Here is a 14951-nt window from a genome sequence, read left to right on the forward strand (position 1 = left end):
CCTCCCACGACCGGGGGGTACATGAAAGATTGGAACCAATAATAATTATTGGCACTGACATTCATCGACACACTATTGAGTTCTCAAAGAACACACGCACACACTTCTACCAACAACATGTCGTCGGGGTTTCAGTGAGGCAAGGGTTCAAACTTAGCTCAAGGCAATCACCGGAAGCAAATCCGGTTGACGTAACCCTGAACACATGATCAGTCAGGCGCTCAACGTCCTACCTCGTGTCCCAGCCAGTGGCTGAGTCGGTGTCCGTGTCGCTCTGACTGGAATAAAGTTACGTGCCGACAAACACGAAGTCAAATCGCCTGGAAAATCCAGCATTTCCCCAGGTCACGACCATCATTCTACCCAGGGTTGCAGGCCGGCGCTCGCCGGTGAACATCACGAGCGACGACGGTGAACAAGCGGCGATCGAACGGCAACTGATCACTCGTCCAGTGTGTTCTTGATCAACAAAATGCGGCTCACCAGGCAATATGGCGCGACAACCATAGACAGCATGCAGTGCCACCTATACAGTTTGCCGACATTCAGCAATTTTGTAGCTATCAGGCGGGTGGAAGGCAGGCCGAGGTGATGGAGTATCTCGACCCGGTCGAGCGTCGCGTATGGAGCGCGGTGATCACCCTCTCGATGCGCGTACCGAGCGCACTCGACTCACGACTACAGCGAGAGTTCGGGGTGACCCATTTCGAGTACCGGGTCATGGCCCTGCTCCACGACGCGCCGCGACGCCGGATGCGGTTGAGCATGCTCGCGGCGCGCGGGCACGGGTCCATCTCCCGGCTCTCCCACGTGGTTTCGAAGCTGGAAGGGGTGGGGTGGGTACGGCGTGAGGCCGCGGAATCTGGCCGCGGGATCGACGCGGTACTCACAGCGAGCGGGCAGGCCAAGGTGCTGGAGGCGACGCCCGACTATCTCCTCGCGGTGCGCAAGCTGGTACTCGACGGACTCGACGATCCGCAGAAGGCCGAGCTCGCGGTCTTGGGCGAGCGGCTCTCGCTGCATATCGTCCGCACGCTCGGTGCCGTCGAAACGGAGTATTCGGCACTCGACGACTGAACGATCCGACGACCGCAACGACGAACAAGCGCCGCCCCGGTGACCGGGGCGGCGCTGTCGAATGGATCAGGACAGCTCAGACCCTGTTCGGTCGCCAGGTGGCCACCGCCCAGATCACCACGATGTCGACGGCGATGATCAGGATCGACCACCACGGGTAGTAGGGCAGCCACAGGAAGTTGGCGATGATCGACAATGCCGCGATCACCATCGCCGCTACCCGGCCCCACGTCTGACCGGCCAGCAGGCCGATCGCGACGATCACCGCGATAGCGCCGAGAACGATGTGCCACCAGCCCCAGCCGGTGATGTCGAACTGATAGAGGTACTCCGGTCCTACGACGATGAGGTCGTCCTTGGCGACCGCGGAGATTCCCTGGAGGATCTGCAGAACACCGACCACGGCCAGCAGGATGCCAGCGCCGATGGAGGTTCCTGCTGCAATTCCGTCGCGCAGCTGGTGCTGATTCGTGTCTGTCATCGCTGGGCCTTCCCATGAGGTCAACGCCACGTGCCACCACGGCACACGACAACGGTAGGAAACCCAGCGAGTCGAGCGCCTCACCCGTTGCGGGTGAACTCCCCTACCCGACGCGACACCGGTCGCAGGGTCTTGCCGAGGTCGGTGCGCAGGGTGATCAGCGCGTCGAGCAGGTAGTTCTGCCTGACCCGCCATGGATGACGGTCGCCCTGACGTGGGAAGGCGGCGATCGAGCGCAGGACGTAGCCGGCGTTCAGATCCAGTAGCGGGCGCTCGGCGAGCGAGCCCCTGGGCTCGGGGACGACCGCGGCGCTCCCGGTGCGGTCCAGGTGGGTGAGGACTTTGCAGACCAGACGGGAGGTGAGGTCGGCGCGCAGGGTCCACGACGCGTTGGTGTAGCCGACGCAGATGGCGAAGTTGGGCAGGCCGGTGAGCATGGCGCCCTGCCAGACGAACTGATCGGCCAGCGGCACCGGGGTGCCGTCGACCGAGGGCGCGATGCCGCCGAACGCCAACAGGCGCAGGCCCGTGGCGGTGACCACGATGTCGGCGGGCAGCGTCTCCCCCGAGACCAGGCGGATCCCCGCCGGGACGAAGGCGTCGATGTGGTCGGTGACCACCGAAGCCTTGCCCTTCTTCATCGCCTTGAAGAAATCGGCGTCGGGGGCGGCACACAGGCGCTGGTCCCACGGGTCGTAGTCGGGCGTGAAGTGTTCGGCGACGAGCCTGTCGTCTTTGAGGATGCGCGCGGTGAGGTCGGTGAGCAGTTTGCGCGCGGCGGCGGGGCGACGGCGGCAGAACTGGTAGAAACCGATGCTGAACAGGATGTTCTTGGTGCGGATGAGCCGGTGGGCGAGACCGGCGGGGAGCAGTTTGCGGAGCTTGTCGGCATGCTTGTCGCGGCCGGGGACGGGGCTGATCCAAGTGGGGCTGCGCTGCAGCATGGTGACGTGTGCGGCATCGACGGCGAGGTTGGGCACCAGGGTGACGGCCGTGGCGCCGCTGCCGATCACGACGATGCGCTTGCCGCTGGTGTCGAGGTCGGCGGGCCAGAACTGTGGGTGCACCACGGTGCCCGCGAAGTCGTCGCGGCCGGGGAACTCGGGGGCATGCGGCTGCTGGTAGTCGTAGTAGCCGGCGCAGGCGTAGAGGAAACCGCAGGTCAGGGTACTCAGTTCAGGGCCGTCGGGGCCCTCGTGGGCGATGGTGAGTTGCCAGTGGGCCTGCGCCGATGACCAATCCGCGCCGATCACGCGGGAACCGAAGCGAATGCGCCGATCGATGCCGTTCTCCTGCGCGGTCTCGCGGATGTAGTCCAGGATCGCGGAGCCGTCGGCGATGGAGCGGGCCGCGCGCCACGGCTTGAACGGGTAGCCGAGGGTGAACATGTCCGAATCCGAGCGGATGCCCGGGTAGCGGAACAGGTCCCAGGTGCCGCCGAGGTCGGCGCGCGCCTCGAGGACGGCGTAGCTGCGATGCGGGTGCTCGGTCTGCAGCCGGTAAGCGGCCCCGATGCCGGACAACCCGGCGCCGACGATGACGACGTCGAGGTGTTCGGGGGCAACGGCGGTGTCGGTCATGGGCTCCAGTGTGCCTGGCATGCGACCGCGACAGAAGAGCGTGTGCCCGGTCGACAGCGGGACCGGCGGCCCACTTCGAGATTTCGGTATCGTCGGAGCCGTGTCGATCTTTCGGCGTGCGGGATGGTTGCTCGTCGGCGCACTGGTCACCGTGCTGGCTGCCGCGTTCGCTGGATGGCCGGTCTTCGTGCACCCCCAGGTCGACCCGTTACGGCCCGCGGACGTGATCGTGGTGCTCGGTGGCACCGCCTACGAACGGTTCGACCTCGGCATCGAACTCGCCGAGCGCGGCCTCGCCCCCGAGGTACTGATCTCGCAGTCCACCGGACCCGACGATCCGATGATGGACAAGTACTGCGGCGGCCGATTCGCCTTCCGGGTCTCGTGTTTCGTGCCCGACCCGTGGACCACCGACGGCGAGGCGCGCGAAATCGTCCGGCGCGCAAAGATCTACGGATGGCGCCACATCATCGTGGTCACCTTCACACCACATGTGTCGCGCGCGAGATACATCGTCGAGAAGTGCTACGACGGCGAGATCACCATGGTCGCCAGCCCGTCGGACTCCGGGCCGGAATTCTGGGCGTGGATGTATGTGCGCCAATCCGCCGGGTACATCAGAGCTTTCGTCAATCAGCATTGCGAGACCGACTGACACACGGTGGTCCGGCTCCTACAGTGAAATCAGCACTTCGGGGGCAGCGCTGGTGAGAGGACCGCCGATGCTTGTGGAGGATCTGCGCACCGTCGGCGACGACGCGCTGCGCACCCAGATCTGCGTCATCGGGTCGGGCCCCGCCGGACTGACGGTGGCCACCGAACTCGCCGCCGCCGGACTGCGCGTGCTGGTGCTGGAAAGTGGCGGGCACGAGATCACCGCGGACGAACCAGCATTCGCCGCGATGGAGAGCATCGGCGCCGCACGCGCGGAGCAACACCGGATCGCGGGAAACCGGGTGCTCGGCGGCAGCTCACACAGCTGGGCCGGACGTTGCGGCGTGCTCGACGACCTCGACTTCGCCCATCGGCCCTGGGTCACCCGATCCGGCTGGCCGATCGACGCGAGCGCACTGCGGCCCTATGCCGAACGGGCCGCCGCGCATGCCGGGCTCGGACACGGCACCGGCTTCACCGACAACGAGTTCTGGTCCCTGGCCGGGCGGCAAGCACCGGCCGACGCGCTCGACACCGCCTCGTTGCGCCCCTACTTCTGGCAGATCAGCCGCGACCCGGCCGACCGGTTCGACTGCAAACGATGGGGTCCGCACGTGCGCGACATCGTCGCGCCGACAGCTCGGGTGCTGGTGAACGCGACGGTCACCCATATCGACACCGATGCCACCGGCGCGCATGTGAATTCGGTCGAGGTGACCGGTGCGGGCGGGCGCGTGCGCACCGTCGAGGCGCGGATGTTCGTGCTGGCAGCGGGGGGAATCGCCACGCCACGGCTGCTGCTGGCCTCGCGGCGCACCGTCGCCGGCGGGATCGGGAATCGGTACGACCAGGTCGGGCGGTACCTGATGGATCACCGCTGCGGGGTGGTGGCGACCCTGCGCACCGCGGAGGCCGGGGCGGCGCTCGACCGGTTCGGAAAGTACGTGGTCAAAAGTGCGCGAGGCCGCCACACCTATCTGCACGGCATGGCGTTGTCGTCCACACTGCAACGGCGCGAGTCGCTGGTGAACTGCGCGCTGTGGTTGCAGGAGGTCGCCGCCGACGACGATCCGTGGGACTCGGTGAAGCGGTTCCTGCGCGGACGAGCGCACTGGCGGGACCTGCTGATCATGCTGTCCGGCACCGGGCTTCTGCTCGACGGTGCGCGACGCAGGTTGGTCGACAATGTCGGGATACCGCATCGACTGGCCTGCGTCGAGGTGCGGGCGATGGTGGAGCAGACCCCGAACGCCGACAGTCGAGTGCGGCTTTCGACACGGACCGATCCGGTGGGAATGCCTCTGCCGCAAGTGGATTGGCGAACGAGCGAGCAGGAGGATCGAACGGTGCGCCGGGCCACGGCGTTGCTCGTCGGTGAGTTCGCCCGGCTCGGTTTGCCGGCGCCGCAGGTGGTTCCGGCGGCACGGCCCGACAGCACCGATCCCCTACCGCTCACCGACTGGGCGCATCCCTGCGGCACCACCCGGATGTCGGCCGATCCCCGACACGGCGTCGTGGACCGGCACTGCCGGGTACACGGGGTGGACAACCTCTACATCGCCGGTAGTTCGGTGTTTCCGACGAACGGGCACGTCAATCCGACGCTGACGGTGATCGCGCTCGCGGTGCGCCTGGCCGACACGCTGCGCGCGGGCTGGTGGCCGCTCCCGACTAGGCTGAGCCGGTGCCGGACTCGTCGACGACCAGCCATCCCCACGAACCCCATGCCGAGGGCCTCGCGTCACGGTTGAACTGGCTGCGCGCCGGGGTGCTCGGCGCGAACGACGGCATCGTCTCCACCGCCGGGCTCGTCGTCGGCGTGGCCGCGACCACGAACAACGCCCAGACGATCCTCACCGCGGGTATCGCGGGACTGGTCGCGGGTGCGATCTCGATGGCCGCGGGCGAATACGTGTCGGTGAGTACCCAGCGGGATTCGGAGAAGGCCCTGCTGGCCAAGGAACGCCGCGAGTTGGCCGACGAGCCCGATTTCGAACTGGCCGAACTGGCCGGGATCTACGAGAAGAAGGGCCTCAGCCCGGCCACCGCGCGCGTCGTGGCCGCCGAACTCACCGCCCACGACGCGTTCACCGCGCACGCCGAGGCCGAACTCGGCATCGACCCGCGCTCGCTCACCAACCCGTGGGCGGCCGCGTTCTCCTCGGCGGTCGCGTTCATCTGCGGTGCGCTGCTACCACTGCTGGCGATCGTGTTGCCGCCCACCGCCTGGCGGGTCCCGGTGACCTTCGCCGCGGTAGTGATCGCGCTGGCGGTCACCGGCTCGGTGAGTGCCCGCCTCGGCGGCGGCAACCTCGGACGAGCGGTGCTCCGCGTGGTCATCGGCGGGGCGCTGGCCATGGCGATCACCTACGGAATCGGCGCCCTCACCGACACACTGAGCGCCGGCTGAGCTCCAGACCGACCGCCCCATTCAGCTGAATTGTCTCGGCACCAGCACACCAAGCGAATCCGCGAACCGCGCATTATGCGCCTACCAAAAAAACTGAGGTCAGACCACGAATCCGTGAACTACCCGAGTCTGCGCACTCAGTGCATCGGGCCGAGGTCGAGGCGGCGGGTGACCCGATCGACGACGTCGGGGGGCATGCCGGGTTCGCGGCGGGCGGCTTGGGCCTCGCGGCGGCCCGCTTCGGTGACGGCGGCGCGGACCGCGCGCATCTGCGAGGCGAGTTTTCTTTCCTTGTCCAGAGCGGCCTTGGCGTCGGCGTCGGCCGCTTCGGGATCGGCCTTGGCGGACAGCCTGCGCAACAGGGCCTTGAGGTCCTCGTAGACGTCTTCGGGGAGATTGTCGCGGGCGGCGATCGCTTTGAGTTCGGCGAGTTCGGCATTCACCACCCTGGTCCAGAGGGCCTGTTCGACGGCGCGTTCGTGCCGGGTGTCGGCATGGACGCCGGTGAGGCGGACCACCAGCGGGAGTGTCGGGCCCTGGACGAGCAGGGTGAACAGCACGACCGCGAACGCGATGAACAGGATTTCCGAGCGGGCCGGGAAGTCGGCGTCGGTGTCGAGGGTGAACGGCACGGCCAGCGCCAGCGCCACCGTGGCGACGCCGCGCATTCCGGCCCACCAGGTGACGATGACCTCGCGCCAGGTGAACGGTTCGTCGGTGTAGGGCAGTTTGGCGCTGATCGCCCAGGTGGCCATCAGCCAGGCAAGGCGCAATCCCACGACGACCACGATCACCGCCACGGTGACCCCGGCCAGCCCCGGCCAATTATGGCCGGTGGTTTCGATGACCACCCGCAGTTCCAGCCCGATCAGGGCGAAGGCGAAACCGGTGATGAGCATTTCGGTGATGTCCCAGAACGAGTCGGCGACCAGGCGATAGTCACGGTCGCCGATCTCGGTCACGGCATCGGTGAGATACAGCGCGCAGACCAGCACGGCCAGGACCGCCGAGCCCTCCCAGTGTTCGGCGATGCCGTAGGCGGCGAAGGGCAGCAGCAGGCTCAGGGCGACCTGGCCGGTGGCGGTGTCGAGGTGCTTGGTGAGCGTGCTGCCGAGCCAGCCGAGCACCAGTCCGACGACCAGCCCGACCACCGCGGCGATGGCGAAGTCGGCGAGCGCGTGCCACGGACTGAACAGGCCGGTCATGACCACCTGGAGACCGACGGTATAGATGACGATCGCGGTGACATCGTTGAACAGACCTTCACCACCCAGCGTGACGATCAGTCGACGAGGCAGACCGAGGCGGCCCGCCATCGACGTGGCTGCCACCGGGTCCGGCGGCGCGACTAGAGCGCCGAGCACCACGGCCGCGGCGACGGCGGTGCCAGGACTCCAGGCGTGGAAGACGGCAGCTACCGCGATCGCGGTGACGATCACGAGGCCGACCGCGCGCAACGCGATGATCTGCCAGTTCTCCGCGAACTGCCGCCACGAGGTGCGGCGGGCGGCGGCGTAGAGCAGGGGCGGCAGGACCAGCGGCAGGATCAACTCGGGCGGGATGCTCAGGCTCGGCACGGCCGGAATCAGGGCGAGCAGGCAGCCGAACAGGGTCATCAGGATCGAGGGCGCCAGACCGATGCGCGCAGCGAGGGGTTCGGCGAGGACAGCCGCGAGCAGGATCACCAGAGTCAGCACCAACTGGTCCATAGCTGACCAGTCTCACCGACATCGCCGGTGCGCGGGGATCGACCCGCCGCCGGTCAGGGGGTCGAACGGCGGACCTGACTCACCCGCGCTACCGCACCGGAGAGCCGGTCCGCCTGGACGGCACGGTGTGATCGCGGATCAGGGCCGAACGGCTGCCGCCGGTGGGAGCAGGATCGGCGGAATGGGGAACGGGAGTTGCAGGACAGGGGGCGGCGGAGGTGGTGGGGGCGGCGCCGGGGCGGGTTCGGGTTCGAAGACCGGAGGCGGCGGCTCGGGCGGAGGCGGCGGCTCGTAGACCGGCGGCTCGTAGACCGGCGGCGGGGGCGGCGGCTCGAATGCGGGCGGCGGCGCAGGCGCCTCCACGGGCGCGGGCCCGGGGCCGGGTTCGGTTCCGGGCGGCGGCGCGGGGGCCGCTGTCGGGGGCAGGGCGTCGGGGGTGGTCACCGTGCATTGCCATTGGCCGTCGTCCTGGACGCGCCAGTGCGCGACGATGCCACCGGCCGAGCAGTTCCCGCCGACTCGCCTTGCCGGCCACGGTGGCGCGAATTTCTGGTCCTGATCGGCGGCTTCTCGGTCGGACCCGGCGATCGGGAGACCGTTGGCGTCCGATCCCATCGGGTTCACCGACGGGTTGTCGTCACTCTGGTCGGCGCGCAGCAACAGACCGAGCGCGCCCACCAGTGCGAGTATCGCGGCGAGTACCGCCGCGATCGCGATCATTCGAGTACTGCTGCCGGTCCGAGTCTCCGGACCCTCGCTGCTCTCTGCCATCGCACCGCCTTTACCGCGGACCAGGTCCCCCGTCCAGCAGGCTACCGTACGGTTGCTCGCAGGCCGCTCGGCTCGACCGAACAACCACTGGCCAGGGCAAATACCTATATGCGATGGTTGCCAGATATTTACTTGATCGCGACCCGCACCTTCACCGCGTCGGCGTCGGTGTTGTGCAGCGCCTGGGTGACCAAGGCGCTCAGATCGAGCTGCGGAGCGGTCGCGGTGACCGATTCGGTGAGCGGGCGCAGCCCGGGCAGCAGCGCGGAGAGCTCGGGGCCGAGCTCGTTCAGCTTGGCGGAGAGCTGCTCGAGCAACGGCACCAGACCGCCGTCGCGCAGGTACATCCGCGGATCCCCCTCGGTGGCCCGGCCGACCGATTCGACGAACTGATCGATCACCTGACTCAACCGGATGAAGGCGGGCGCGGCGGCGGAGGTGGCCGGGCCTGCCCAGCCGATGTCGCCGGAGACGTACTCGAAGTTGTTCTGCAGCTCGCCGATCGCCGGGGCGCGACTCATGAGCGCCGCGGCGAGCAGGTCGCCTGCCCTTGCCAGTTCGGGGACCACGTTCTCGGTACCGACCATCGCCGTGCCGAGCGTGTCGACCAGGGAGCCGACGACCGCGGGGTCGAGCTGCTCGACGGTCTTGGTGACCAGCCGCGCGACCTCGGGGATCGACATCGGAGTGCGCACGTTCTCGCCGGAAAGGCGCTGTCCGTCGGTGAGATAGGGACCGTTGGCGTCGCGCGGCACGAACTGCACGTACGGCTCACCGAGCGAGGACAGGTGCTCGATGGTGACGACACTGCTCATCGGGACCTTGTGATCGGCGCCGAACCGGAAGCCGACCTGGACGCGACCGCTCGCCGAGGTGTCGACGCCGGTGACCTCGCCGATCTCGATGCCGGTGAGCAGGATAGGCGAACCGACGCTGAGGCCACCGGAATTCGCGATCTCGATCGAGGCCGCGGTGTAGTCGGCGAACGGGTCGACGCGCACCACCCCGAAGGTCAGGTAGCTCGCACCGAGCACGGTGATGGCGGCGATGCCGCCGAGTGAGGCCAGTGCACCGATCTTCATCGCACCATTCCGATCATCCGCAGCGCGGTGACGATCTGCGCCAGCTGGTCTTGTTCGGACACCTCGACACCGGTGACGTTCACCTTCGGTCCGCGCTCGGCGAAGGGAATGATCTTGTCGCGCAACAGGGCTGTCAGCAGCGCCATATTGGTCGAGGAGCGCAGGTCGGCCGAGCCGCCGGTGGCCAGCGGGAGGAACGCGGTCGCGGCGGCGTCACCGGAGCTCGCGATCGGAGCCAGCCAGGTGAGCGAGGAACCGACCGGGCCGAGTGCGTCGAAGATCTTCATGGTCTCGGCGATCGAGTCCTGCGTGCCCGTGAGCGAGGCCACGGCCTCGGGGGTGAGGATGTCGGTGAGCGCCTGTTCGGTGTCGTCGTGCAGGATCGCCGCATTGCGGGACAGGCCGTCGACCAGCAGGTCGACCCGGTCCAGATTCGCGGCCAGGTCGGCGGCGTCGGCGCCCATCACCGCGGAGATGCGCGCGGTTTCCCTGGGGTCCTGTGGCATCACCGAGTTGATCCGGCCGAGCATCTCCTGCAGCTGACCGATCGCCCCGCCCTGGACGAACAGGGCCATGGTGGCCATCGTGTCCTCCAGTTGCACAGGTGGTTTCGTGCGTTCGATCGGGATCGTGCCGCCGTCGCGCAGCAGCTCGCCGAAGCCGTCTTTCGGGGTGGTGAGCGAGAGGTGGATATCGCCGAGGATGGTGTCCTGGCGCAGTTCGGCGATGGACTTCGTCGGCAACTGCACGGTGTCGAGGATGTCGGCCTCGACGATGACATAACCGCCGCGACCGGCGGGGGCGTCGGCGGGCTGGACCACGCGCACTCCGTCGACGATGCCGATCTCGGCGCCGTTGGCGATCACCTTCGACTTCGCGGGCAGGTTCAGCGCGCTGCTGAACTCGATCTGCACACGATAGGTCGAACCGCTGACAGTCGAGCCGGGCACCGGCACCTCGGCGGGGTCGAAACCACAGCCGCCGACCGCGAGTCCGCCCGCGATCACCAGCGCGACCACACTGCGCCGCAACATCTTTCGAGTGTTCATCGAGCACCTGCCATTCCCAGCACGACCTGCACGAGATTCACATCGGCCAGTCCCCGCGCCGGATCTGGGCACTGCCCCGGGATCAGCTCGTTCACCGCGCCGCACACCTGGTCGGCCTCACCGGCGGGGAGGGCGACCTTCGGCGGCGCGTAGGTGATCGCGGTGCCGCCCGCGGGATCGGTGGCGCTACGGAAGGCGGAGGCGAGCGCGGGCATCTTCGCCACGATCTCGCTCAGCGATCCGACGTTGGCGCGCAACAACTTCACCAGCGGGACCGCCTCGTCGAGCGCGCCGATCAGCGGGTCACCGAGGATGACGGCGATGTCGTTGAGCATCGGCAACACCTCGCCGAGACCGTCGAACAGCGAGGTGGCCGGGCCGAGCAGGTCGTCGGAGGCCATATTGAGCAGCGGCGCCAGGCGGACCAGCATCGTCTGCAGGTCACCCCAGTTGGCGGCGACCCGGTTCGACACCGAGGCGAACGCGTCGAAAAGGCTTGCGAGATGGCCGATGTCGGCGTCGGGCTTGGTCATCGCCGAACCGAGCTTGTGGATGAGTTCGTTGACCGTCGGGCCGGTGCCCTCGGTCGCGCGGTCGAGCGAGGACAGGCCGTCGGACAGGGCACTCGGCTCACCCGCGGCGCTGCCGGAGAGCTGATCGGACAGGCTCGCCAGCGCCGTGAGTGTTTCGGTGATGCTCTTGGGAGTCAGGGTTTTGGTGATGCAGCCGCCCGCCAGCGGGGGCGCGGTCTTGCCGCTGGTGAGCACCGCCAGATTGCGGTCCGCCGCCACCGAGTACGCGACCGTGGTGGCGGAAGCATCGGAGTAGACACCGAATTCGGCGTCGACCTCGAATTCGACGCGTACCTTGGCGCCCTCGTTGCGCACCGCGGTCACCTCGCCCACATCCATGCCGCGCATGGTGACGTGGTTGCCGGGGTAGAGGCCGATCGCGTCGGGCATGAGCGCGCAATAGGATTCGGTCTTCTTCAGCGGATCGAAGGCGACGAAGTAGCCGCCGGTCACCAGCGCCACGAGCACCGCGACACCGGCGATCGACATGAACGCCTGGGATCCGAGCAGTCGTTTCAGCATCAGCACGCCTTCCCGGGCAGCGGTACGCACACGCGGGCGCTCGACTGGTCGACCACCACACCGGCTTCGGGAGTCGCCAGCTGCGACAACTTCGTCTGCAGGGCGCCGACGGTCCCGATGACGGGCTCGAGCTGGCCGCCGAGTTCCTGCATGCGCGGCAGGGCGTCGGCCAAAGCCTGCGCCTGTGGTTTCAGAGTCGATTCCCAAGTCGGCGCGAGGCCGGCCAGACGGTTCACCACCGAGGTGAGCAGCCGAACCGCTTCGGCCAGTTCGGCTTTCTTGCTCAGCAGCAGGTCTTCGAGGAGGTTGACGTTGTCCATCAGCCTGCCCAGATCGGACTTGGCGCCGTCGTACATGGAGATGTACTCGTCGACGACCGCGATCGACTTCGACACCTGGCTGCGCTGACGATCGAGCATGTCGACGTACTTGCCGACGGTGTCCAGCGTGGTGCGCAGCGCCTCCGGCGAGGTCGCGATCGCGGAGTTCGCGGCGGCCAGGTTGTTGCGCACGGTGTCGCCGTCGACGGCGGCCAGCGGGGCGGTGGCGTCCTGGAAGGTCTCGATCAGGCTGTAGGGCAGGCGGATTCGATCGGAGGGAATCGCCTTGTCCCCCAGCGGGGCGGTACCGGCCGGGTAGAGCGCGACGTAGTGGCCGCCGACCACGGTGAGCATGCGGACATCGAGGGAGGTCTTGTCGCCGACGAACACCTCGTTGTCGACGGTGAACTGCATGAGCACCTTGTCGGGCTTCAGTTCTAGGGAGGTGACGCTGCCGACCGAGATGCCCGCCAGACGCACGTCGTCGCCCTCACGTACCGACTGCGCTTCGCTGAGCTCGGCGGTGTAGGTGTGCTTGCCCAGCGGCACCACGTAGACCACGCCCGCGGCGATGATGAACAGCACGACCAGGCTCAGGCCGATGATCCCCATCCGAAGTTCCCGTGCGCGTTTGCCCGCTTCATCGGGGATGGGGCGATCACCGGCGAACATCCCGGTGAGCTTCTTCAGCGGTTGCATACGGTGACCTTCTGTCCGGCGATCAGCACCTGCAGCGGCGCGGGCACCTCGGCGGCGCCGTTGCTGCAGTGCGGCGTGAAGTCGGCGAAACCACGCGAGAGCGAGGCGTCTACCGTGGCCAGCAGACCGGGAAGCTTGCCGAATACCTCGACAGCTTCCTGGGGATTCGGGAAGAGTCCGCGGATCATCGCGTCGACATCGGCGCCGCCGCCTTCGACCAGGCCGAGCGAGGCGAGCAACCGGTCCACCGGGGCCAGCACCGAGGGCGCGGTCATCGCGAACTGCGCGACGCCGCCGATATTGCGCTGCATCGCCTCGAAGATGTCGGTGAGCCGGGCCAGCAGCGGCAGCAGGTATCCGACTCGACCACCGTGCCGGTCGCCCATGTCGGACAGGTTGCGGATCAGGACGCCTATCACCTGCTGACGGTCGTCGGCGTAGCTCGCGAGCTGGTCGATCGCGGTCAACGCGGGACCCAGGCCCGTGCCGTCGCCCTCGATGACGGCGAGCATGCTCGCGGTGAACTGGTTGATCGCTTCCGGCGACAAGGTGGCGAGCACCGGCTTGAGGCCGCTGAACAGGCTCGTCACGTCGAAGGACGGCACGGTCATGTTCGCGCCGATCCTGGCGCCCTCCGCGATGGTCTTACCCGGGTTGGGCGCCTGCTGCAGGTCGATATAGCGCTGGCCGGTGAGGTTCTGGTAGCGGATGGCCAGCTTGGAGTTGTCGTAGATCGGGGTGTCGGTCTTGACCGTGATCGCGACCTTGGCCTTGTCGCCTTCGAGGCTGATCTTCTCGATCTTGCCCACCTGCACGCCGAACATCCGCACGTCGTTGCCGACCTTGAGGCCGTTGGCGTCGGTGAACAGCGCGTCGTGGGCGAAGGTGTCGCCGTCGACGGGACGCTTGATCAGGGTGAACACGAGCCCGAGGACGGTGATCATCACCAGGGTGAAGGCGCCGAGGCGCAGCGCGGTTCCGCGAATCTTCATCGCCCACCGGCCTTTCCGAACAGCGGCACCGCGATGCCGGGGACACCGCTGAGCTCGACGTCGAGGTTGAGGACAGGACCGTTCGGGCTGTCGGGCATGGCGCCGCGCAGGTTCTGCAGCAGGGCGGTGAGATCGGCGCCGGTCCGGCGCGGATTCGGCGACATCTGGGCCAGCGCGAGCAGCATCGGGGCGAGCATGTCGGTGGTCTCGGCGAAGTGGCCGCCCGCGGTATTCAGCGTGGTGGTCAGCGCGGGCAGGATGCTGCCGCCGATCACCCCGACGCCGATGTCGTAGCGCTCCTTGTCGACCTGGGTGACCCTGATCTCGCTGAGCTGGTCGATCACTTTCATGGTGGCGCCCGCGAACTCACCGCCGCCGTCGAAGGCGGGGCCGAGCTTGCCGAACAGCTCCGAGGGCATCACGTCCTGGTTGTCGGCGAGGGTCTTCGCGACGGTGATCAGGGCCTGCACCAGCGGGGTGAAGGCCTTGAAGTCGGCGGCCAGCTGGGAGATGACGGTCGCCATCTGCGGACTGGTGACGGTCATGCCGACCTGCGAGAGGCTGCGCAGGATCGCGCTCATCGTGGCGTCGTAGACCCGGTCGCCGTTGGTGCCGGTGAGGTCGAGGACCGCGCCCTCGCGCAGCGGCGAACCGCCCGCGCCACGGCGCAATTCGATCTCGGCGATGCCGAACAGGTTGGTCGGGGCGTAGTCGATCGCGAGGCTGTCGTCGATGCCGACCAGACGCTGCGAGTCCAGCAGCAGCGAGATCTGCTGGGTGCCGCGTGCGCCGGGGGTCACCTCGGCGACCTCGCCGACCGTCACGCCGTCGACGCGGACCTGGCTGCCCGCGCTGATGCCGTCACCGAGATGTTCGGTGTGCAGGGCGATGCGCAGGCCGTCTTCGGTGCGCAGGTTGTTGTAGGTGACAGTTCCGAGCAGGACCGCCGTGATCAGTCCGAGGATGATCGCGCCGGTCGTGCGCGCGCTGCGCCGATCGGCGGCGACGCCCGGCATTCCGTAATTAGGCATAG

General features: G+C 67.7%; 15 protein-coding genes. 4 read left to right on the forward strand and 11 right to left on the reverse strand.

Annotated features, from left to right (window positions below; translation table 11 throughout):
- Positions 1-289: 289 nt before the first annotated feature.
- Positions 290-526: a hypothetical protein gene (locus ASD42_RS34430; protein WP_156677496.1), complete on the reverse strand. Its 237-nt coding sequence runs from the start codon at positions 524-526 to the stop codon at positions 290-292.
- A gap of 65 nt (positions 527-591) precedes the next feature.
- On the opposite strand from ASD42_RS34430, the gene ASD42_RS16805 reads away from it, so the two are divergent.
- The gene (locus ASD42_RS16805; protein ID WP_056817739.1) at positions 592-1077 is read left to right on the forward strand and encodes a MarR family winged helix-turn-helix transcriptional regulator; all 486 of its coding nucleotides are present in this window, start codon (positions 592-594) and stop codon (positions 1075-1077) included.
- Between the two features lie 76 nt (positions 1078-1153).
- On the opposite strand, the gene ASD42_RS16810 is transcribed toward ASD42_RS16805, so the two are convergent.
- A complete protein-coding gene (locus tag ASD42_RS16810; RefSeq protein ID WP_056817740.1) occupies positions 1154-1558 on the reverse strand; it encodes a DUF7144 family membrane protein in 405 nt (134 codons plus the stop codon).
- An 80-nt stretch (positions 1559-1638) separates the two neighbouring features.
- Positions 1639-3138 carry a flavin-containing monooxygenase gene (locus ASD42_RS16815; RefSeq protein WP_056817854.1) on the reverse strand — a complete coding sequence of 500 codons (1500 nt, stop codon included), beginning with the start codon at positions 3136-3138 and terminating at the stop codon, positions 1639-1641.
- Between the two features lie 100 nt (positions 3139-3238).
- Between ASD42_RS16815 and ASD42_RS16820 the strand changes: the two genes are divergently transcribed.
- The 3 genes from ASD42_RS16820 (at position 3239) to ASD42_RS16830 (ending at position 6202) form a co-directional block, all read left to right on the forward strand.
- Positions 3239-3793: a YdcF family protein gene (locus tag ASD42_RS16820; RefSeq protein WP_056817856.1), complete on the forward strand. Its 555-nt coding sequence runs from the start codon at positions 3239-3241 to the stop codon at positions 3791-3793.
- Between the two features lie 67 nt (positions 3794-3860).
- Entirely contained in the window at positions 3861-5543 is a 1683-nt protein-coding gene (locus ASD42_RS16825) for a GMC oxidoreductase (RefSeq protein WP_162256212.1), read from the forward strand.
- Positions 5477-6202 carry a VIT1/CCC1 transporter family protein gene (locus ASD42_RS16830; RefSeq protein WP_056817743.1) on the forward strand — a complete coding sequence of 242 codons (726 nt, stop codon included), beginning with the start codon at positions 5477-5479 and terminating at the stop codon, positions 6200-6202. Before ASD42_RS16825 ends, ASD42_RS16830 begins: the two co-directional genes overlap by 67 nt.
- 137 nt (positions 6203-6339) lie before the next feature.
- On the opposite strand, the gene ASD42_RS16835 is transcribed toward ASD42_RS16830, so the two are convergent.
- The 8 genes from ASD42_RS16835 to ASD42_RS16870 form a co-directional block, all read right to left on the reverse strand.
- Positions 6340-7911: a Na+/H+ antiporter gene (locus ASD42_RS16835; protein ID WP_056817745.1), complete on the reverse strand. Its 1572-nt coding sequence runs from the start codon at positions 7909-7911 to the stop codon at positions 6340-6342.
- A gap of 138 nt (positions 7912-8049) precedes the next feature.
- Positions 8050-8682: a hypothetical protein gene (locus ASD42_RS16840; RefSeq protein ID WP_156677497.1), complete on the reverse strand. Its 633-nt coding sequence runs from the start codon at positions 8680-8682 to the stop codon at positions 8050-8052.
- A 128-nt stretch (positions 8683-8810) separates the two neighbouring features.
- Positions 8811-9764: an MlaD family protein gene (locus ASD42_RS16845; RefSeq protein ID WP_056817748.1), complete on the reverse strand. Its 954-nt coding sequence runs from the start codon at positions 9762-9764 to the stop codon at positions 8811-8813.
- Positions 9761-10813: an MlaD family protein gene (locus tag ASD42_RS16850; protein WP_200950472.1), complete on the reverse strand. Its 1053-nt coding sequence runs from the start codon at positions 10811-10813 to the stop codon at positions 9761-9763. Before ASD42_RS16850 ends, ASD42_RS16845 begins: the two co-directional genes overlap by 4 nt.
- Positions 10810-11907, reverse strand: a complete 1098-nt coding sequence (locus ASD42_RS16855) for an MlaD family protein (RefSeq protein WP_056817858.1) — start codon at positions 11905-11907, stop codon at positions 10810-10812. The genes ASD42_RS16850 and ASD42_RS16855 overlap by 4 nt, the downstream gene beginning before the upstream one ends.
- Positions 11907-12926 carry an MlaD family protein gene (locus ASD42_RS16860; RefSeq protein WP_056817757.1) on the reverse strand — a complete coding sequence of 340 codons (1020 nt, stop codon included), beginning with the start codon at positions 12924-12926 and terminating at the stop codon, positions 11907-11909. The genes ASD42_RS16855 and ASD42_RS16860 overlap by 1 nt, the downstream gene beginning before the upstream one ends.
- The gene (locus ASD42_RS16865; protein WP_056817767.1) at positions 12914-13918 is read right to left on the reverse strand and encodes an MlaD family protein; all 1005 of its coding nucleotides are present in this window, start codon (positions 13916-13918) and stop codon (positions 12914-12916) included. The genes ASD42_RS16860 and ASD42_RS16865 overlap by 13 nt, the downstream gene beginning before the upstream one ends.
- Complete coding sequence (locus ASD42_RS16870) at positions 13915-14949, reverse strand: MlaD family protein (protein ID WP_056817770.1); 1035 nt, start codon at positions 14947-14949, stop codon at positions 13915-13917. Before ASD42_RS16870 ends, ASD42_RS16865 begins: the two co-directional genes overlap by 4 nt.
- Between the last annotated feature and the right edge of the window lie 2 nt (positions 14950-14951).

It is taken from the genome of Nocardia sp. Root136 (assembly GCF_001427185.1).
In the GTDB taxonomy this organism is placed as follows: domain Bacteria; phylum Actinomycetota; class Actinomycetes; order Mycobacteriales; family Mycobacteriaceae; genus Nocardia; species Nocardia salmonicida.